Source organism: Compostibacter hankyongensis (assembly GCF_039541075.1).
GTDB lineage: Bacteria > Bacteroidota > Bacteroidia > Chitinophagales > Chitinophagaceae > Compostibacter > Compostibacter hankyongensis.
Map to the genome: position 1 here is coordinate 60,191 of NZ_BAABFN010000022.1, position 19,970 is coordinate 80,160.

General features: G+C 51.4%; 16 protein-coding genes and 1 tRNA gene. 7 read left to right on the plus strand and 10 right to left on the minus strand.

The window, feature by feature from the left end; translation table 11 throughout:
• From ABD851_RS16320 to ABD851_RS16335, 4 genes are all read right to left on the minus strand, one after another.
• Complete coding sequence (locus ABD851_RS16320) at positions 1 to 2,832, minus strand: TonB-dependent receptor domain-containing protein (protein WP_344981290.1); 2,832 nt, start codon at positions 2,830 to 2,832, stop codon at positions 1 to 3.
• Positions 2,832 to 4,244 carry a hypothetical protein gene (locus ABD851_RS16325; RefSeq protein WP_344981292.1) on the minus strand — a complete coding sequence of 471 codons (1,413 nt, stop codon included), beginning with the start codon at positions 4,242 to 4,244 and terminating at the stop codon, positions 2,832 to 2,834. The genes ABD851_RS16320 and ABD851_RS16325 overlap by 1 nt, the downstream gene beginning before the upstream one ends.
• A 32-nt stretch (positions 4,245 to 4,276) precedes the next feature.
• Positions 4,277 to 6,712, minus strand: coding sequence for a bifunctional YncE family protein/alkaline phosphatase family protein (locus ABD851_RS16330; RefSeq protein ID WP_344981294.1), 2,436 nt, complete (start codon positions 6,710 to 6,712; stop codon positions 4,277 to 4,279).
• Between the two features lie 188 nt (positions 6,713 to 6,900).
• Positions 6,901 to 9,327 carry an alkaline phosphatase family protein gene (locus tag ABD851_RS16335; RefSeq protein ID WP_344981297.1) on the minus strand — a complete coding sequence of 809 codons (2,427 nt, stop codon included), beginning with the start codon at positions 9,325 to 9,327 and terminating at the stop codon, positions 6,901 to 6,903.
• A gap of 285 nt (positions 9,328 to 9,612) precedes the next feature.
• Here ABD851_RS16335 and ABD851_RS16340 point away from each other — a divergent pair, with 285 nt between their 5' ends.
• Complete coding sequence (locus ABD851_RS16340) at positions 9,613 to 10,716, plus strand: endonuclease/exonuclease/phosphatase family protein (protein WP_344981299.1); 1,104 nt, start codon at positions 9,613 to 9,615, stop codon at positions 10,714 to 10,716.
• Positions 10,717 to 10,743: 27 nt separating this feature from the next.
• On the opposite strand, the gene ABD851_RS16345 is transcribed toward ABD851_RS16340, so the two are convergent.
• Positions 10,744 to 11,772 (minus strand): glycoside hydrolase family protein, encoded by a 1,029-nt coding sequence (locus tag ABD851_RS16345; protein WP_344981301.1) that lies wholly within the window; start codon positions 11,770 to 11,772, stop codon positions 10,744 to 10,746.
• A gap of 150 nt (positions 11,773 to 11,922) precedes the next feature.
• Here ABD851_RS16345 and ABD851_RS16350 point away from each other — a divergent pair, with 150 nt between their 5' ends.
• From ABD851_RS16350 to ABD851_RS16370, 5 genes are all read left to right on the plus strand, one after another.
• A complete protein-coding gene (locus tag ABD851_RS16350; protein WP_344981304.1) occupies positions 11,923 to 12,396 on the plus strand; it encodes a DUF4188 domain-containing protein in 474 nt (157 codons plus the stop codon).
• Between the two features lie 41 nt (positions 12,397 to 12,437).
• Positions 12,438 to 13,109, plus strand: a complete 672-nt coding sequence (locus ABD851_RS16355; protein WP_344981306.1) for a Rossmann-fold NAD(P)-binding domain-containing protein — start codon at positions 12,438 to 12,440, stop codon at positions 13,107 to 13,109.
• Between the two features lie 703 nt (positions 13,110 to 13,812).
• Complete coding sequence (locus ABD851_RS16360; RefSeq protein WP_344981308.1) at positions 13,813 to 14,247, plus strand: hypothetical protein; 435 nt, start codon at positions 13,813 to 13,815, stop codon at positions 14,245 to 14,247.
• A 27-nt stretch (positions 14,248 to 14,274) separates the two neighbouring features.
• The gene (locus tag ABD851_RS16365) at positions 14,275 to 15,033 is read left to right on the plus strand and encodes a TonB family protein (protein ID WP_344981311.1); all 759 of its coding nucleotides are present in this window, start codon (positions 14,275 to 14,277) and stop codon (positions 15,031 to 15,033) included.
• 223 nt (positions 15,034 to 15,256) lie between these two features.
• Positions 15,257 to 16,414 (plus strand): Fic family protein, encoded by a 1,158-nt coding sequence (locus ABD851_RS16370; protein ID WP_344981313.1) that lies wholly within the window; start codon positions 15,257 to 15,259, stop codon positions 16,412 to 16,414.
• Between the two features lie 179 nt (positions 16,415 to 16,593).
• Here the strand turns inward: ABD851_RS16370 and ABD851_RS16375 are convergent.
• A tRNA-Ala gene (locus ABD851_RS16375) sits at positions 16,594 to 16,667 on the minus strand.
• 144 nt (positions 16,668 to 16,811) lie between these two features.
• Here ABD851_RS16375 and ABD851_RS16380 point away from each other — a divergent pair.
• Positions 16,812 to 16,988 (plus strand): DUF6728 family protein, encoded by a 177-nt coding sequence (locus tag ABD851_RS16380; RefSeq protein ID WP_344981315.1) that lies wholly within the window; start codon positions 16,812 to 16,814, stop codon positions 16,986 to 16,988.
• Here the strand turns inward: ABD851_RS16380 and lpxB are convergent.
• From lpxB to ABD851_RS16400, 4 genes are all read right to left on the minus strand, one after another.
• Positions 16,948 to 18,081 (minus strand): lipid-A-disaccharide synthase, encoded by a 1,134-nt coding sequence (gene lpxB / locus ABD851_RS16385; protein ID WP_344981317.1) that lies wholly within the window; start codon positions 18,079 to 18,081, stop codon positions 16,948 to 16,950. The genes ABD851_RS16380 and lpxB overlap by 41 nt on opposite strands.
• A 50-nt stretch (positions 18,082 to 18,131) precedes the next feature.
• The gene (locus ABD851_RS16390) at positions 18,132 to 18,431 is read right to left on the minus strand and encodes a hypothetical protein (protein ID WP_344981319.1); all 300 of its coding nucleotides are present in this window, start codon (positions 18,429 to 18,431) and stop codon (positions 18,132 to 18,134) included.
• Positions 18,428 to 19,201 (minus strand): 5'/3'-nucleotidase SurE, encoded by a 774-nt coding sequence (gene surE / locus ABD851_RS16395; RefSeq protein WP_344981321.1) that lies wholly within the window; start codon positions 19,199 to 19,201, stop codon positions 18,428 to 18,430. The genes ABD851_RS16390 and surE overlap by 4 nt, the downstream gene beginning before the upstream one ends.
• A gap of 96 nt (positions 19,202 to 19,297) precedes the next feature.
• Positions 19,298 to 19,945 (minus strand): zinc metalloprotease, encoded by a 648-nt coding sequence (locus ABD851_RS16400; RefSeq protein ID WP_344981323.1) that lies wholly within the window; start codon positions 19,943 to 19,945, stop codon positions 19,298 to 19,300.
• Positions 19,946 to 19,970 lie beyond the last annotated feature (25 nt).

A 19,970-nucleotide genomic window follows, 5' to 3' on the forward strand; every position in this document is an offset into this window, starting at 1 on the left:
TCATTTCAACCGGTATTGTACACCCAGCATATAACCGGAGCCGTTATATGATCTGGAAACGAGTATATCGCCTCTTCCGGTCTGGCGGGGAAGGTCCGGCATTTTTCCTTTCATAAAGGTACGGTCGCCGCTGTTGAGCAGATTGGTTGCCTTGGCAAAAATCCGCCATCGATTACCGATGTTTTTTTCAAAGGAAAGGTCGAGCATGGCATAGCCTTTTTGCCAGTTATCCAGTCCGTACCAGCCGGATATCTCTGCTATCCTGGTTCCTGTATAGGTACCGGTAAGCTGGACCGTGAAGTCATAGGGCCGAAAATGATAGGCCAGAATGAGACCCGCCAGATGTCTGGATTGCCCCTGCAGCGGCCGCTCCTCCTGCCGCGTCACGGTAATGATGTCCGAGGCCGGATCGGCAGGATCAGACCGCTGTTTGTATTTTTTGGTTTGTACAATATGCGAAGAAGTGAAGGTATAATTCGCATTGATCTCCAGGCCGCCCCAGTGTTTGACCAGCGCAATCTCGAGCCCGTAATTATGGGCCGCGCCGTAATTGCGCAGCTGCTCGGTCAACTTGGAAACGGGCGTATAAGGCTGCCCGTTCTGGGGGATGGGGTAAAGTATCTCGCCGGTATTCAGAAGCGTTTTTTCAAAGGGGTCCCGGATATGTTTATAAAAAGCGGTCACCTGCAGCTCATCCAGCAAGCCGGGATCAGACCGCTCATAGCGAAGATCGAAATTATCTGCCGTGCTTCTTTTCAGAAAAGGATTCCCGGCCTCGTTATAGTCGTCATAATCCATGTTGAAAAAGGTAAGGCTATACAAAGAAGGACGGCTGATGGCGCGGTAATAGGAGAGCCGGAGACCTTGCTTTTTATCCACCGCATACCGGAGATGCAGCGACGGGAGCCAGTCGCGGTACCGGATATCGACATCGCGGTCAAAAGGGCCTGCATCCGCCGCTGAGCGGACCGTCTGAACCGTCCCTTCTTTCCGCACACCCGCGGTGACGGATATATTACCGGCCTGCAGGAAAGCCCTTATGTAATAAGCGGAGATATCTTCCCCGGCGGTATAAGTACCGGGCGTATTCACGGTTCCCAGCGGGTTTTGCGGACCGTTGTTATTCAGCCATACGGCCGCATAGATACCTTGAAAAGGCTGGCCGTTGCCATTGGTGATCGCAGGCGTAAAAACATAATTGTTATAAAAATTATCCCGGTGCCGGCGTTGCAGCAGGGTACCGGCGGACAGCTCAAGCTTTTGCTTAAAAAAAGCCGGTCTGTAATGCATGTTGGCATAAAAATCTGCTTCGGTTTCCCGGTTATGCAGCCAGGTCCGCTCCAGGGGCGCCAGCAGTTCGGGAGTTTGCCGTATTATCCCGCCGGCTCCGAGGATACGACCGGTATTTGCAGACAGCTCTGCCCAGTCCGGATAGCTGCCGCTTGCTTCTGAATAAACCCCGGACCAGTCCAGCGAAAGCTGTTGGCTCAGCCGGTGACGGCCCTGCAGGTTAAGATGCTCTATGGACTGGCGGTGCAGCCTCGATCGCTGCATCAGGGCAATTCTGCCTGTTCCCGGCCCGCTGCGCCCTTCGGAAAGGCTGGTGTCAACGCTGCTCCGGCTTTCCCTGTCGTCCTTGCTGATATAGAGCTGGTGCAGATAGAGGCAATTCTGCTCATTGATGTTATAATCCAGTGCAGCGTAAAGGCTTTTATGGTTACTGGCGACATCATACTGCCGGCTGATAAAATCGGTGATACCGGGAACATTTTTCAGCTGCGGCTCGCTGTTTTGTAAAAGCAAAAAGCCATCGGATCCGTAATGAAAAAGCTGCAGGCTGCCCGCTACCAATACACCCAGCTTCCGGTGCAGGAAACGGTCGGCCATACTGACGCCGGCCTGCATGTCCGGAGCGGGGTGCGCCGCATGGAAAGAAAGATTGTCTTTGGTAAAATCTGCACCCGTAGCATAATGTTCCGGACCGTATTGCTCATAGGGCGACCGCTTCCGGATCACCTTGTCATCAAAAGTCAGCGACCGTCGTTGGAAAAACAGCTGAGGGTAGCCCGTAGCCAGATTTACAGCCAATTGCGCGCTGTCCGGAACCGGCCGGGTCACAATATTGATTATGCCGCCGATGGCATTGCCTGCCATGTCGGGGGTAAGGGTTTTGTAAATCTCCAGATGATCGATAATGCCGGAGGGAAACAGATCCAGCGAAAGATAACGGCTCCGGTCGTCCGGGCTGGGGAGCGCCATGCCATTGACCGAGATATAGCTGTACCTGGAGTCCATACCCCGGATAACGGCCTTAACCGACGTCGCGGTCTTATCCCCCAGCAGGGAGACGCCTGCGGACCGTCCTGCGATGTCCGCCAGCGTGATATCGGCAGACTGCTCAATGGACCGCCGGGTAATCACCTGCTTCAGGGGTACGGCGTTTCCGTCCAGCATATTTCCCGGAGAGGCCTGGATATCCGGGCTGCCGCTTACCGTCAGGGTATGCAACAGGATAGGTGTCGGATGCAGCCTTATCTGTAGCAAAATGACCGGCTGGCTGCCGGTCACGGAAAAGGATATACTATCCGTACGGTAGCCAATGGCCCTGAAAAGAATATAATACCGGCCGGGGGGAATTTTCTCCAGATAAAAATGTCCGGTCTCGTCACTGCGGGTAAACAGTCCGAGCGCGGGAACGGACACGGATACCCCGCTGACCGGCATTCCATGCTGCACATCTGTAATAAAGCCCTGCACAGTTTCTCCACGGGCAGCTTTACCGCCCGCCACGGCCATTAGTCCCGCAACAATGCCTGCCCAGACCCATTTCATCAATGCTGGTTCCCGGAATGATCCTGCTGAAAAGCGCCAATGTCGGCACCCGGCGGTGTAATTTCCGTAACGCCGTAGACAGGATCTGTTTTTACCACACCGAGGGGTTCGAAGTCCGTATATCCTGCTCCGTTAGCCGGGGATCCGGCCTGCAGATGGAAATCATAGGCGCCGACAAAATCATTGCTGATAAAATCAAATCCTTGTTTTACGGGCAGAGGGTAGTTGACAAACAGCGGGTTATTGGCCCCCGGCTGGGTGTTATTCCCGCCGTTGATATCCGAAGGCTGCTTCATCGTAATATAGCCCGCCGGCAGAAACTGGGAGGTAATATCCGTATTGTCCCCGTAGTTGAAGGTATAGCCGTATTTTATATTAGCGGTGTCTGCCGCCGGCACGCTTCCCCCGCCCCCCATAATGGCCAGGCCAAAGGCGCAGTTCACCAGCAGGTTATTATAGCTGACGCCGCGGCCGCCGTTCTCAAAATCCAGGGAGCCGCCTTCCCCTACCTTGGCCTGCCGGTAGCCGGTGCTGACAATCGTGTTATTATACATCACCATATTGCTCTGGGGAGAAAGCCCGCCGGCATTAGCCGATTTAAAGGCATTACCGGTGCCGCCCACAACAAGATTATAGGCAATATCGCCGGTGCTTCCGCTTTTGACGTTCACACATTCACCGGCCTGGTATCCAACTTTTTCAAAGGTATTACGCATCACCTCATATTTACAGCCGGCAAGCCGCACCATATCATCGAAAGATCCATAAAGCCAGGAATCCTCAAGAACGAAGCTGGCCTTGGGATTTTGAATAAATATTCCGTAACGGGCTTTGTTGGGTCGTGCAGGATCGGAAGACGGCGCAAGGCCGCCCAGGTATTCGAGCCGCGCCCATTTGATAATAATATCCCCGGAGTTCACTCCACCCTGGATGCCGCCCCAGTACCCCTTAAACGCGGGGTCTTTATCGGGCGACTGCGGATCTTTGGCAGGATCCGAACGAAGCGCAGGATCCTCTACAGTGAACACCACAGGCTTATCCTGGGTGCCCAGCACCAGCAGGGTGCCGTTAACGACCAGCCCCGGGGCATGATCCTGGGTACCGATGGCCGTCGGTCCGGCGGAGGGACCTGCAAAATATACCTTCACCCCGCTTTGTATGACGAGGGTATCCCCGGTATTGACCACAGCATCTCCGTAATCGCTGTAGAGATAGTAGGTCCCCCCAGCCTTGAGCGTTCCTTTGATGGAACGGCCGTCCGAACCATTTTTAGTGTTCAGGGTATCCCCTTCTGCAATAAAGCTGCCCTGTACCGGATCAGGGTCGGTGATCTTCACGTCGGTATCTGATTTATTACATGCACCTGCGATCAGCAGGAAGAAACAAGAGGCATACAATACGCTTTTTTGCATAACAACAGGGTATAAGTTTATACTGTAAGACATTAATCATCATCGTCATCGTCGGTATCCTTTACCGGACGGACAAAAGCAGCCCTGACCGGCATGGGCATCACGGCATCCTGGCCCTTTACGGCCTTCCAGGTAATGTTGTTCATGATCTGGTCGGGTATCACGTCCTCGCGGGAGAAGTCCAGGTCAGCGGACATCCGGGCGAGGGGGGTACCTCCCGGACTTGTTTCTTTCAGATCAACATTGGCGGGAAGGCTGTTAAAGTCTGTTGTATCCACATGAGCCGCAAAGCTCCGCCACATGGGGGTAGCCGCCGCATCATACTGGGTCATGGGGGGCATTCCCAGGATCAGCTCTATGGTACGGATAATGGAGGAGGTGGAATACAGGGTATGATCCACAAAATGCCTTTTGACATAGCCTCCGGCGATGTAAGCCGGTGAGCGGTGGGCATCCACATGGTCCGGTCCGTTCTGGGCGTCATCTTCCAGTACAAAAACAACCGACTCCTTCCATACGGGACTTTTACTGATGTGCTCGAGGAACATGCCGATAGCCAGATCATTGTCGGCTACATGGGCAAAAGGAGTAGGCCTTCCGGCTTTCACACCTTCCGTATGATCATTGGGAAAATATACCGTCATCAGCTGCGGAAGGGCGTGCGCCGCGACCAGGGAATCAAAATCCTTTTCCCAGATACGGTACCGGGTGGTATCGGCAATATGCAGGTTGAATGCGGGGTAGTGCCTTACATAATGCCCTTTCAATACGGGTATACGGACATTTTTTCCGGAGGCAAATTCTCCGTAGGTACGGAAGCTCACTCCCGACCGGCTGGCCTGGTCCCAGATGTATTCCTTATTCAGCGCGGTAGGTCCGGAAGCACCCTTACCTCTGCGCCCGTAGCTGGTCGGCCAGTTTTTTTCCATAAAGTCTGTCGCATAGGCGCCCATGCTCCAGTTGTGCCCGTCTGCGCTCACCTCGCCTTCCACGTAGAAGTTATCCAGCAATACAAACTGCCGGGCAATGGCGTGCTGATTGGGCGTAATTCTTTCACCGAATAAAACAAGGCTCGTATCTCCGTTCCCTTCTTTCATATCGCCAAGTACCTGGTCATAAGTACGGTTTTCCTTGATCACATAAAATACATGCTTGATAGGCGACGGGTCGCCTACCCGGCGGGGAACAGGATTGCCGGGCGCTCCGGAGGCTTCCGACTCTTCTTTTTGATTGTAAGGCGTATTGTGATAAACGGCCTGAGAGTACACCGCCAGCTGCTTTTCAGTCGGGAGGGGAATAATGCTCAGGCTGCCCATCAGCAGGCCGCCTCCGATGTACTGAACCGCTTTGGGTTGTGCACTGTCTCCCTCATGGGCGATCACCTTCTCCTTTTTATCCGTAGGGTTTGGCCCCTGCGGATTGGGGAAGGAGGAAAATCCTTTTCCATTGGCCACATACAGCTTTTTACCGATCACCCGTACACAGGTCGGGTACCAGCCGGTTGGGATAAAGCCCCGGGACACGCTGGCGCCCGGGCGGCTGACGTCAAATACGGCAAGACAGTTATTATCCGCATTGGCAATGTACAGCGTTTTGCCGTCGTCGCTAAGCGCCACCCCGTTGCTGGTAGAGCCGCTCAGCCGGGTGGGATACAGCGCCGCGTTCAGGGTCTCAAGCACCTTGCGGCTACGGGTATCGATCACCGAAACGCTGTTGTCATTGGCGTTGGACACATACAGGTAGCGGCCGTCACCGGAAAGGCAAAGATCATTGGGATGATCTCCCACAGCTATGCTGTCGGAAAAAACATTGGTCCGGGTATTGTACAGCATCACTTTTTTCCCGCCCCAGACGCTCACGTATAAAGCCGACTTATCAGGCGAAAGCAAACAGGTATAGCCCTCACCGGAAAGGGACAGCTTGTGCAGGATACGATGCGAACGCAGGTCAACCACATACAGGCTGTTGTCTTCTTTGGTAACCACGTAGAGGAGGCCACGGCTGTCGTCAAGGGCAATGCCTGCCGGGGATACGGCTCCTTCGGGCCAGGGTACGCCCAGCTTAATGGTATCGGTGACGGTCAGCTTATTATTACGGATAGCATACCGGAGAATCCAGTTGTCGTTTCCGCCGGAGGCATACAGGTATTTTTCGTCTGCGCTGAAAGCGATGCCGCACCAGGATTTAGGTATCACGACCTGATCCAGCTGCCGGTCGCGCTGCACATCGATCAGCTGGATGGTCTGGGTGCTCTGCCCGTTGTTGGTGACCGCTGCATAGCGGCGGGTGCTGCTGACGGCAATGTTCAGGGGGAGATCGCCCAGGGGGAGACTGGTACCGGCCGGTGTAAGGGCCCAGCCATTGGGGAGATGCACACGATGCTGCTCCAGCCTGGCGAGATCCTGGGCATACAGCATGGAGGCCATGCCCATCCATCCTACAAACAAAAAGGCAATTTTCTTTATCATACTACAGGTATTAATGCATGCATCGTCTCCGCGCTACAGGTGCTGACATCTCCCCTGTAAGTAAACAGCCACGCCCGTCCTGCCCATCCCTGAATGTAAAATGCAGCTCGCTTAAAACCGGCCGTAAAACTATATGAAATATGAGTGGCAGATATGTTATCAAATTATGAACGGAAGCCTGAAGATCGTCAGTCATCATCATCTTCATGAACGAGGCCCGCCTTTACAAAGGCCGCCCGCTTCGGCGCCGGCGCGGCAATCCCTTTGATGCCCTGCCACAACACCTCGTTAAACAAGTTATCCGGCACGGCATCTTCTTTGGAAAAATTCATGGCTGCGCTCAGCCTGGCCACCCTGCTCTCCTGCCGGTTAACGTCATCCAGGTCTACCTGAGCCGGCACATGGTCAAAAGGAGACAAATCAGCATCCGCTGTAAAGCTTTGCCAGAGCGGTGTGGCGGCGGCATCATACTGCGACATGGGAGGCAGTCCCAGAATAAGCTCTATGGTACGCAAAACCCCGGAAGTAGAATACATCGTATGATCCACGTGGTGTCTTTTTACATAGGGACCGGCCACATACAACGGGCTGCGGTGCGCATCCACATGATCGGGGCCATTCTGTGCATCATCTTCCAGGATAAACACAACGCTGCTTTTCCATACTGGGCTTTTACTTAAATAATCGATAAACAAGCCGACGGCCAGATCATTATCAGCAACCTGGGCAAAGGGTGTCGGCGCCCCCTTCCGGAGCCCCTGGGTATGATCGTTTCCGAAACGTATGGTGCAAAGTCCGGGAACGGCATTCCGGGCAACCAGAGAATCAAAATCTTTTTTCCATTGGGAGAAGCGGGCCGTATCCCGGAAATTCAGGTCCCAGCTTCTGTAAGGGGCCTGATGGCCAACCAAGGCAGGGATATTGGGCTTCTCATCTCCCATAAACTCACCATAGGTGCGGTAGCTCACGTGGTTACGGGCACAATTGTTCCAGATAAAACCGTTTTTATTATTTCCCATTTCCATCTCACCTTCGCCTGAATAATAGCCGCCCCGTCCGCCATAGCTGGTGGGCCAGGTCTTTTCCAGGTAGTCATTGGCATAAGCGCCCATGCTCCAGTTGTGTCCGTCCATGCTCACTTCCGCATCAACATAAAAATTATCCAGCAGGACAAATTCCTGCACCAGCTTATGCTGGTTGGGAGTGATCTTTTTGCCGAACAAAACGAGACTCGGGTCACCGTTACCTTCTTTTACATCACCCAGCACCTGGTCGTAGGTCCTGTTTTCCTTGATGATATAAAATACATGCTTGATCGGTGAAGCCGCGCCTACCTTAAAAGGAATGGGATTCCCCGGCTGGCCCTGTGTCACCAGCTCCTTCTCCTTGCTGTACGGGGTGTTTTGATAAACCGCCCGGGAATATATCCCGAGCTGCTCTTCAGACGGCGCTTTAATGATGCTGAGCGTTCCTTTAAACATACCGGCAATATATTGCACCGGTATCTTATGCGGCGTGGTATCCCCTTCCTGATAGATTACGTTTTGCGCAGTGTTGACCGGATTCGGGCCGTAAGGATTGGCCAGGGAGCTGAGCCCTTTGCCATTGGTTACGTAAATATCCCGGCCGATGATTTTCACACTGGTCGGGTACCAGCCTACCGGGATGAAACCGAGCGAACGGCTTTTCTCCGGAACGGAAACATCAAACAAAGCCAGGCAATTATTGTCGGCATTGGCAATATACAGTGTTTTACCATCGTCACTCAGCGCCACGCCGTTGCTGGTAGAACCGGAAGGCGCATTGGGATACAAAGCCGCATTGAGCGTCTCTACGACCTTGCTTGCCGCTGTGCTAATGACAGATATGGAATTATCATCGGCATTGGCCACATAAAGATAACGTCCGTCCTTTGACAGGCACATTTCATTCGGGTGGCTGCCTACCGGTATCTGTCCGGTAATCCGGGCAGTGCCGGTATTATAAACCAGCACCTTCTGCCCGCCCCAGAGGCTGACATACAAACGCTTTTTATCACCGGACAAAAGACAGGTATACGGCACACCGGAGAGATGGATCTTGTGCAGGATATTTTTGCGTTGCAGGCTCATCACATACAGACAGCTGTCATATACTCCTACCGTGTACAGATATCCGCCCTTTCCGTCTACGGCCAGCCCTCCCGGAGAAACAGGGTTGGGCCAGGGCTTTCCCAGCACATATTTATCGTTCTCAACCAGCCTGCCCCGGTCGATCTTATACCTTACGATCCAGTTATCGTTCCCTCCGGACGCATAAAGGTATTGATCACGGTCGTCAAAAGCCAGGCCGTACCAGGATTTGGGAATGGCTACGCTGTCGAGCCGGCGTTCGCTTTTTACATCAAATAATTCTATAGACTGCGTACTTTGTCCGTTGTTGGTCACCGCCAGCATTTTTTTATTGTGGCTCACCACCAGATTCAGGGGCAGATCTCCCAGCGTCAATTGCTTTCCGACACTGGTCAGGCTCCATCCGTTGGGCAGCCTTAACCGCTTGCGATCCAATTCTTGCAGGGTTTGTCCGTAAACCTGGGACACCAGGCATACAGACAGCAGAAGGGCGGATATCTTCATCTTAAGGTCTGAGTTTCAGGTTATTTCCCAAAGTTACGTCTTCATCTGGGAAAATAAGTTTATCAAATTATTAAGCTATCGGGTATAAATCAGACAGGACCGGCCCGGGTCAAAGATGTTGATAAACCGGCTGCTCGTTAATAACCCGGATTGATCTGTTTATCAGGGTTTCGAAAAAGAGATACGACAGGCACATTATCGCAGGCAATCTGAAAATTAACGCAGATTTCATTTTAAAATAGCATTAATACAATAATGCGGAGGTAGATTTGCGCTATCCCAGGCATGCCTTTTTATCAAAATATCAATCCTCGATCAGCAGAAGGCAAACGTACCATCCGGAACCTCCTTCTCCTGAGGGAAAAGCTCAAAGCACAGATCCCGGAAAAACTGGAAGCCAATCTCCTGATCGCTACCTGGAATATCAGGGAATTTGGCACCCATAAGTATGGCGGCAGGACAGCGGAGGCTTATTATTATATTGCCGAGATCATTTCCCGCTTTGATATCATTGCGATCCAGGAGGTAAAAGAAGATCTATCGGCCCTGAAGGCATTGAACACCATCCTGGGCAGCCGCTGGAAATACATTTTTACCGATGTCACAGCAGGCACGCAAGGCAACGGCGAGCGGCTGGCCTTTTTATTCGATACCCAAAAGGTACGTTTTGGAGGATTGGCGGGGGAGATGGTGCTGCCCCCCTTTCAGACAAAAGATCCCCATACAGGCCAGGTTATTTATGAGCCTGTCAGGCAGCTTGCCAGAACGCCCTATCTCTGTGGTTTCAAAGCCGGATGGACCACCTTCATACTCACCACCGTACACATCCTCTATGGCAGCGCTGCCGCCAACGATCCTGATCGACTGAAGGAAATAGAAGAAATAGCGCACGCCATCGCAAAGAAAGCGTCGGACCAATATGAATGGTCCAATAATCTTGTCCTGCTTGGCGACTTCAACATATACAGTCCTGAAGACCAGACCTATCAGGCTATTAAAACCGCAGGATTCGTCATACCGGATGCGCTGAGATCCTTACCCGGATCCAATGTACCGAAGAACAAGTTCTATGACCAGATCGCTTTTAAAGTAAAGCCCCGGCGCTTTGTACCTACCGGCAAAGCAGGCGTCTTCGACTATTACCAGTATATATTTACCCTAAAGGATGAGCATAGCTATGCAGATGAGATGGGATCGGCTTATCTAACCACCTCAAAAGGAAGAAAAAGAACAGCTGCCGAGAAAACCCGTTATTACAAAACCTATTGGCGCACCTACCAGATGTCCGATCATCTGCCCATGTGGGTGGAGATCAAGACCGATCATGCCGACGCGTACCTTGCGGCAAAGCTTCATTCGGGACAGCAATCCACAGACAAAAGAACTTGACCAAACACATGGATCCCCGCATCCGGGCTATTCAACAGGCTCCCATTTGAGTTTAGCCACACGGATCCCATCCAGCGAAGGGTTCAATGCAACGATATAATAGGCCCCTCCGGAAAACACGATCTCAGGAGCAGCTACCGGCAATGTTCCGATACCGGAGCTGTCGTTACCTATCCCGAAATTGCGCGGATCTTCAGACGCATATTGGGTATTCAGATTGTTTTTACCATAGACCTGGTTTCTGAAAAGATAATAAGCCCCATCCTTTTTGACCACGAACGGGCATTCCGCGCCTCCTCCGAACCAGTCGGTCTTCTGATCGGCCGCTCCGCCTGCCGCTACCATAACCGGTGCGCTCCAATGCTTTAAATCGGCAGAGACGCGGCAGAAATCGGCCGACTTGTATGTTTTATGGACGGCTTTGCCATTTTCTGTTACCGTTCCGTCCGGAGCGGTATGCCCGGTATAATAGCAATAATACAACCCACTGTCATACATGACCATCGGATCCCTGGTATTACCATAAGGGCCTGAAAACAGGTCTGACCGCCCTTTTGCATTCAGCACGCGGGTAAATTTCTTGCCGTCGGCGCTGCTGGCAAGACATATGTTGTTCCAGTCGCCGTAAACCATATAAAAGGTATCCCTGGTCCGGAATACGAAAGGGGCCTGTAACCCTCCTGCGGCTTCTCCCACAGTCGTATCCGCTTCCATGGCTATACCCCTGGGTTCCCAGTCCTTGTCCGTGAGGTCTTTACCTTCCCAATGATAAAAAAGACGCGTATGCCCTCCGCAGCGGGTATTCCTGATACAGGACCAAAGTTGCCAGGTGCCGTCGGCAGCCTGCCAGATACCAAAATCGACCGGTTGTTGCTTTTCAGAAGTATATCTCCCGAGGTCAGGGTTACCGGCAATCTGCCACCATGAGCCCTCGATCACAGGACGGGTCAGTACATGGCGGGTCGGAACACTTTGGCCCCGCAACATCAAGGGGCTGTTCACCATTACTGCATAGAACAGGATCTTTTGACAAAGACGCTTGCTGTATTCTTTCATATTTAACATCGGATATCCCTTGAGACCTGATACCATTGATTATTTTACTATTGAATTTTATCGTAGATTAGTTTTGATAAAATTACAACTACTATTAACGGACAACCATTATTTCTTGCATGCAATGATTTTGCTTCAAAATAGATATTTATGATTATCAAGCAACGAATGACGGCAAAAATGGACAAACCTTTTGTCGTGTTCCTGATCGGAATGCGGGTTAATAAGTTTTGGAAGTTTCATAAATGGATACCGGTAGCGGCGGCGATGCCCAGGATGATCAAAGAACTAATGATCAATAAGGATATGGGACTTATCCATGCAGAAACATGGTTTGGCCGGACTACCATTATGGTGCAGTATTGGGAATCATTTGAAAAGCTGGAAGCTTATGCAAGGAACAAAGACGCCCAGCACTTTCCGGCCTGGCAGGATTTCAACCGGCGCATCAAAAGCAATGGAGATGTCGGAATCTGGCATGAAACCTATCTCATTCCGAAAGGGAACTGCGAAAGTGTTTACAACAACATGCCCAGGTTCGGGCTTGGCAAGGCAGGTGAGTTAATACCAGCCATCGGAAACTACCATCATGCAAAAGATCGGGTTACCGCCGGAAGGGAATAAAGGTTGCCGATAATTAAGTATTTTTATGACATAACCTGTATATGGCCTATAAGGTAATCATAACCGGAACAACCGGCATGGTCGGCGAAGGAGTAATGATGGCGTGTCTGGCAGATCCCCGTATAGCCGGGGTATTGAGCGTCAGCAGGAAGCCGACGGGAAGATCGCACCCCAAGCTGAAGGAATACCTGGTATCTGATTTCTTAAACCTGAAAAAGGGCGACGAAAATCTGCAGGGATACGATGGCTGTTTTTTCTGCACAGGCGTAAGCAGCATCGGGATGAAAGAAGCCGAATACAGCCGGCTCACCTATGACCTCACCACGCATTTTGCAGGAGTGTTGCCGCAACGGGATATGGCTTTTATCTATGTCAGCGGCAGCGGAACGGACAGCAGCGAAAAGGGAAGGCTGATGTGGGCACGTGTAAAGGGAAAAACCGAAAACGCCCTGCTAAAGATGTCTTTTAAAAAGGTGTACTGCTTCCGTCCCGGGTTGATGAAACCGACACCGGGACAAAGAAATGTACTAAAGCTATATCGCTATGCCGGGTGGATGTATCCCATCCTGAAAGCCGTCTTCCCCAACAGCGCCGGCACGCTCCGGCAGGTGGGGCAGGCTATGATCCATTGCCTTATCAACGGCGGCGATAAACAGATCATGGAGGTAAAGGATATTAACCATGCCGGTGGCAGCGCAGCCGAAGGCCGGTAAGTAATACGGGGCGGGGACGTTTATCGATATCAGCGGCGGCAGATAGGCTGCAACACCCCGGTAAATCCGGGGAGGACCGGAAAATAATTTTGAAAGAACAAAAAACCGCCCTATATTTCATGGGCGAAAAGCTTTAACCGCATTAACCTAAATCCTGCTGTATGCAACAGTTTCTACCCCGCATTCACCCGCACCGGGCAATTTTTAACGGTCTCTTTATCGCTGCCATCTCCCTCAACTTTTCCGGATAACCCCTCCGGCCTGTTCCTGTATACCGGTCCCTACCCAAGGGATGGTAAAAACCAGGCGCATATCCTGCCGTCATGCGCTGCCGTGACGACGAACGCCGGTATCTGCCGGGTGATTAACACTGCATATTCCACTTCATAACGAATCAATTTTCATTCCGATGAAACACCAATACCCTTTCACCAGAAAGACCTTCCGGTCTTTTACAGGATGGCTTTTTCTGATCGTGCCGGCCGTTTTGCTGTGCGGCTGTATCACCGCAAAAAAAATGGACCGCCTTGTAGGCAAACAGTACGGGAACCATCTGCCGGCCGAGCGAAAACTAAAGGACAGCTCTATTATGATAACCTCTTCCCTTCCGGCCGGATCAGGGCAAGTTTCCTCCAGTCATACATCAACCCGTATGTTGCCACTACTCGTTTACTGGAAAGTTGATTATAAGAACACCTGCATTTTGAATACAGAAATTCCCGTCCGTCGTTTTAAGAATATGGTATATACCCAGGCCAAAGGAAAGCTGATTCCCTCGCTACAGGGAAAACAGCTGGAGCTCTCCATAGAACAAATGCCCCATGCTTTTGCACTGAATGACAAAACAAGGATAGTGGGGTTACTGTACTACATTTCCCTGGAAACAGTATATATACAGCCGGAGCTGAAAGACATGGTGGTATCCTATAAGCTGCTGCAGGATAACCAAGTGGTAAAAAGGGGCAGGATAGCCATACCGGATAGCGAAACCAACACCCCGATAAAAATGTTCCAGTCCTGGAAAACCGCCACGGGAAACCATATTGCGCTGTATAATCACAATATCGATAACATGGCCAGAACATTTGTGGATGAAATGAGCCATGAACTGGATCCTTCGCTGACAAGCGCACGCTGATCCTGCTTCATCCGAAAAACGACAAGCATGCTGAGAAAAAAATGGCTTGCCCTCATCCTGTTTCTGCCTGCACTGCATGCTGCAGGACAGGATACTACCTATTACAATAAGGCGGGGAATCAAACAACCTTTTTACAGACGGCCGACTACTATGAAGTAGTCTGGCATGATCCCCATGATGCGAGCAGGGCCATTGAAAAGACCTATTACAAATCAGGAAAGATCAGGTCGGAGAGCTTTTTTTCGGATTACAAAAAAAGGACCCTTAATGGCGAACAACGAAAATATTATGCAAACGGCCAGCTAAAACAGTCGGTCAGTTACCGGAACAGGGATATCAACGGCGCGGTCCGCACCTTTTGGGAAAACGGCCATCCAAAAAGGGTGGACTCCTTCTTTAACGGCAAGTTCGTCAGGGGAAAATGTTTTAATGCCGACGGAAAAACGGTTCCGCATACGGAATTTCTCCGGATGCCCGAGTTCCCGGGCGGGGAAAATGCGATGATGAACTTCCTCCGAAGGGAACTTAAATACCCTGAACGGGCCAGAAAAAAGAATGTCCAGGGACGCGTCGTCGTCATTTTTATTGTCACCCGTACCGGAAGCATCTCAAATGTGAAAATCGGAGAGGGTGTAAACATCGATCTCGACAGGGAAGCCATCAGGGTAGTTAAAAAGATGCCCACCTGGAAACCCGGCATACAGGACGGCGAGCCGGTAACTGTTCAGTACTCCCTTCCACTTCAGTTCAGGCTGGAGGAGCAGAAAAGCCATAAGCGCCGGTAAGCAAATGCTGGACTTGGTAAGTCCCGGGTTTAGAACCGAAAAGACGCTGTTTCAACGACAAAATCAAATCTGATTTCGGGATAGTGTTAATTGTTTTTTTATATCAATTCTTTCAATTTACTGAAAATTAACTACTTTTGATATAGCATTGTTAATTGTTGGTCATTTGATCAGAAAATGCTGCACGAGCAAAATGCTTGTGCAAAATGCAAAACAAACGCTCATGAAAGAAGCCCGATTTACTCCTTTTCCGCTACAATTGACGGAACCCTCTTTCGGCTCTCCATTAACTGATTTGATCATTGAATTGGATCACCTGCGGAAAAAACCGTTGCGGGGATCGACCCATCCCCGCGTATTCTTTCAGTTGAAACATATTTTCCACACTCTGGAAAGTATCGGATCTGCCAGAATCGAGGGGAATAATACCACAATTGCCGAATACATTGAGACTAAGCTTGACGAACATCGTTCTATACCACCCAGCATCCGGGAAATCCAGAACATTGAGAAAGCAATGGATTTTATTGACGAGCACATTAAAGAGTTCCCGATTAACCGAGCTTTCCTTAGCGAAATGCATAAAATGGTCGTCGATGGATTGGCTGCACCACCGGCTGGAGAGGGAGATGCTCTTCCGGGCGAGTATAGAAAACATGCGGTAAAGATCAACAAATCAACCCACATACCACCTGATGCATTCCTTATAGCGGAATATATGGAAGAACTGATGGAATTTATTAACCGATCTGACAGTCCGAAATACGATCTATTAAAAGTCGCTATCGCTCATCACCGCTTTGTTTGGATACACCCGTTCGGTAACGGAAATGGCCGGACAGTCCGTCTGTTTACTTACGCCATGTTGATTAAGTCAGGCTTTAATGTCGATATCGGTCGAATACTAAATCCAACCGCTGTTTTCTGCAGTAACCGTAACGACTATTATAAACACCTGTCTGAAGCCGATAGCGGAACCTCCGAAGGGATTTTAAATTGGTGCACCTATGTGCTAAAGGGCTTGAAAGAAGAAATAGAAAAAATTGACCGCCTGCTGAATTATGATTTTTTACGGCGGCATATCCTGGTTCCAGCCATTGACTACTCCCTGGAACGCCGACACATTACAGAACTGGAAGCAAAATTGCTTCGTCGGGTAGCAGAAAAGCAGCTTATCCAAGCTGCGAATGTAAAGGACTTATTACCTCGCAAAGCAAGCGCAGAGGTCTCCCGGCAATTGCGAAAACTGATCGAAAAAAAGATGTTGATGCCGGAGAAAGCGGGCACTCGGAAGTATGTCATACGGTTTGACAATAGTTATTTATTACGGGGAGTCATCCAGGCTCTTGGAGAAAGAAGTTTCCTGCCAACGAATGAATAAGAATCAATTTACTGAGCAGCAATTCTAATCAATAATGACATTACGAAATAATGGGATCGATATATAATTTATCGAATTACTTTTATGATGGGATTTTTTGCTCGTAAGCACTTGGAGATGAAATCAAAAGGGTTACTGATTTATAAAAAACCGGAAAATCGATTGATTTTCCGGTTAAGTGGAGGTTACCGGAGTCGAACCGGTGACCTTTTGCATGCCATGCAAACGCTCTAGCCAGCTGAGCTAAACCCCCATGCCTTTCAAAAAGCAGTGCAAAGATAGCGGTTTTGCTGAAAAAACAAAGTGCAGCGGAAATTGACCCGGATATAGCGGGAAGAGCGCCCCCTTGCGGCAGATCATCGTATCTTTACGGACGATATCCAAACCTTCCGGGATCATGAAAAAGATATGGGATCAAGTGCTGCGTTACCTCTTCCTGAAGAAACAGGACCCGAATGCCCCCAAGACCACCTATGTAAAGCTGATGCACGGCATGAACCGGATATCCATTCTGCTCTTCCTGATATGCGTCATCATCCTGCTGGTACGGCTGATCCGGCACCTGATTCACTGAGATAGCGGAGAATGGCTGCGGCTGCGGCTTCCGAGGCATGCCCGGCACCCAGACGATCCCATAGCTGATGATAATCCTCCTTCAGCCTGCGGATGTGATCTTCATCCTTAAGCAGGGCGTTGAGCTCTTTTTGCAGGTTGGCAGGCGTCAGCTCATACTGTATCAGCTCCTTCACTACTTCCCGGTCCATAATGAGGTTCACCAGCGAGATGTATTTTACCCGGATCAGGCGGCGGGCCAGGAAATACGATACCGGGCTGCCTTTATAGCAAACTACTTCGGGTACGCCAAACAAGGCTGTTTCCAGGGTGGCGGTGCCGGAGGTCACCAAAGCTGCCCGGGCCTGGCGCAGCAGGTCGTAGGTGCGGCCCTTTACACACCGTACATTATCATACCCCTGCAGGAAAGGTTGTAAGAACTCATCTTCCAGGCTCGGGGCCTGGGCGATCACAAAGGCATAGTCCGGGAAAGCGGCGGCCATCTTCAGCATCACCGGCAGCTTTTTGCGCACTTCCTGCCTGCGGCTGCCGGGCAGCAGGGCCACGACAGGCTTGTCGGCCAGGGATTCCGGCGCAGGGCGGCGCTGCGCTTCTCTGACCACCTCTACAAGCGGGTGGCCCACATATTCCACGGGATAATCCCATTTCTCATAAAAGGCCTTTTCGAACGGAAGGATCACCAGCATCTTATCCACGCACTCCCGGATCAGCTTCACCCGGCTTTCTTTCCAGGCCCATACCTGGGGGGAAATGTAAAAGATCACCCGCAGCCCCTGCTCATGCGCCCATTGCGCAATGCGAAGGTTAAAACCGGGATAGTCGATGAGCACCAGCGCATCGGGACGAAAGGCCAGGATATCCTTCTTGCAAAAGTCCAGATTCCGGAAGATGGTGCGCAAGTGCATGGCCACCTCCGCAAAACCCATAAAGGCCAGATCGCGGTAATGCTTGACAAGCACCGCCCCTGCCTCCTGCATAAGATCGCCCCCCCAGCAACGAACCTCTGTGGCGGTATCCTGCCGGTGCAAGGCACGGATCAGGTTGCTGCCATGCAGATCGCCCGAAGCTTCACCGGCTATGATATAATATCGCATATGCTCAGAGGGTAGCAAGGCAGACATTATCCGCCGCAGCGCCCTGTACTTTACAATTTATAGATAATAATGACGATGGCATATACCAGCGTGGCAATCAGGATGCCGCGGGCTGTCTGGTCCTTATGGTTCTGGGTATACAGGAAAAAGATGATGGCGTTGAACAGCAGGCTCAGGCTCATTACCTTGGGTATCAGGAACTGGTGATTGGAGAAAAGCTGAAGATAGCTGGCCAGCGATGCGCCATTCGGAAGAAAGCGCAGCAGGTAAAAAATAAAAAAGCCCACTATCGGTGCCAGCAAACCCAGCACCAGCCCGAGTCCGGTCTGATCTCTCTTCAGGAATTTCAAAACGGCCAGTCTTTTGCGATCTGTTGTTTAAGTTCGTAATGCGTCAGGTCGAACCGTACGGGTACTACCGAAACATAGCCGTGCTCCAGCGCCCAGACATCGGTATCCTCACCTTCGTCCAGGTTCTCAAACTCTCCCGTCAGCCAGTAGTATTTTTTCCCCTGCGGGTCGGTCCGCTCATCAAATTCCTCCACCCATTTGGCATTCGCCTGCCGACAGAGCCGGATGCCTTTCACCGCTGCGGCAGGGATTATTGGCACATTTACATTTAACAGGGTGCCATAGGGCAACGGTTTTTCCAGCAGGTAGCGGGACAGGTTGCGCGCCACCTGCCCAGCCAGCGAAAAGTCAGCATCAAAGCGGTAATCGAGCAGCGAAAAACCTACCGAGGGGATACCTTCGATAGCCGCTTCCATGGCCGCACTCATGGTGCCCGAATAAATGACGTTGATGGAATGGTTGGCGCCGTGGTTGATGCCGCTGACGCAGAGGTCTGGCGGCCCGTGGAGGATCTTGTCCCGCGCCAGCTTCACACAATCCACCGGGGTCCCCGAACATTGATAAGCTTCGATATCCCCGAAAAGATCCACCTGATCCAGGCGCAGCGGCACCCCCAGCGTAATGGCGTGTCCCTTCCCGGACTGCGGCCGATCCGGAGCCACCACCACCACCTTCCCCAATGGCTTTACCGCCTCCACGAGGGCATGGATGCCGGGAGCTGTAATATCATCGTCGTTGGTAACTAAAATTACCGGTCGTTGTTCCATCATCCGGGCTGACCTTTTTTGAACGCGCTAAAGTTACCACGAATTTCACAGATGCCGCCGGGAATGGGATGAATAAATAGCTATTATTGCTGCGCCCGGTCAGTGCCGCTTATGGTAAAGATTGGTAAAGTCACCCACTACGGCTTTACCGGAAGTGTCAAAATGCAGCCTGTCGAGGAACAGCTGCCCGATATCTTCCGGCAGCACCCTGCGGCAGGCCGGGTTAAGCGTGCCCCCCGGCTTACCGGGCTCGGCCTGGGGGTCCCACTGATACGGGGCATCTACCCAGGTGCCGCGGGGATACATGATACCGGGCTGCCCTTTGCCCCGGATATCCAGTATCTCCGGATGGCGCAGACCCAGGGTATGACCGTATTCATGGGCAATGGTAGTGGTCTGGTCCAGGAGATTATCCCGCTTGAAATAGCCGGTGTTGCATCCGATCTCATCCACAAAGGAGATATCGGATCGGCTGAATTCCTCAACACGGAAAAAATTATAATGCGGGTCGGTATTGCCGTGTATCTCATCGAAGGAGAGGTCGGCCCGGTACAGGCCGCTGATCTCGAACCGGACGGCAAAAAGCCGGCCCTTCGCCTTTATCAGCGCCCCGGGCGCATTCCACATCTGCCCGGTTTCTTCCGCCAGCCGGGTGGCCAGCGCCTGATCGGCCGCATCGCCATAGAAGACAAATACCGAACGGATAACCAGCTCCTGTTTTGATTCGTATAGATAAGCTCCGCCCATAACATATTGGTATCGCTCCGGAACA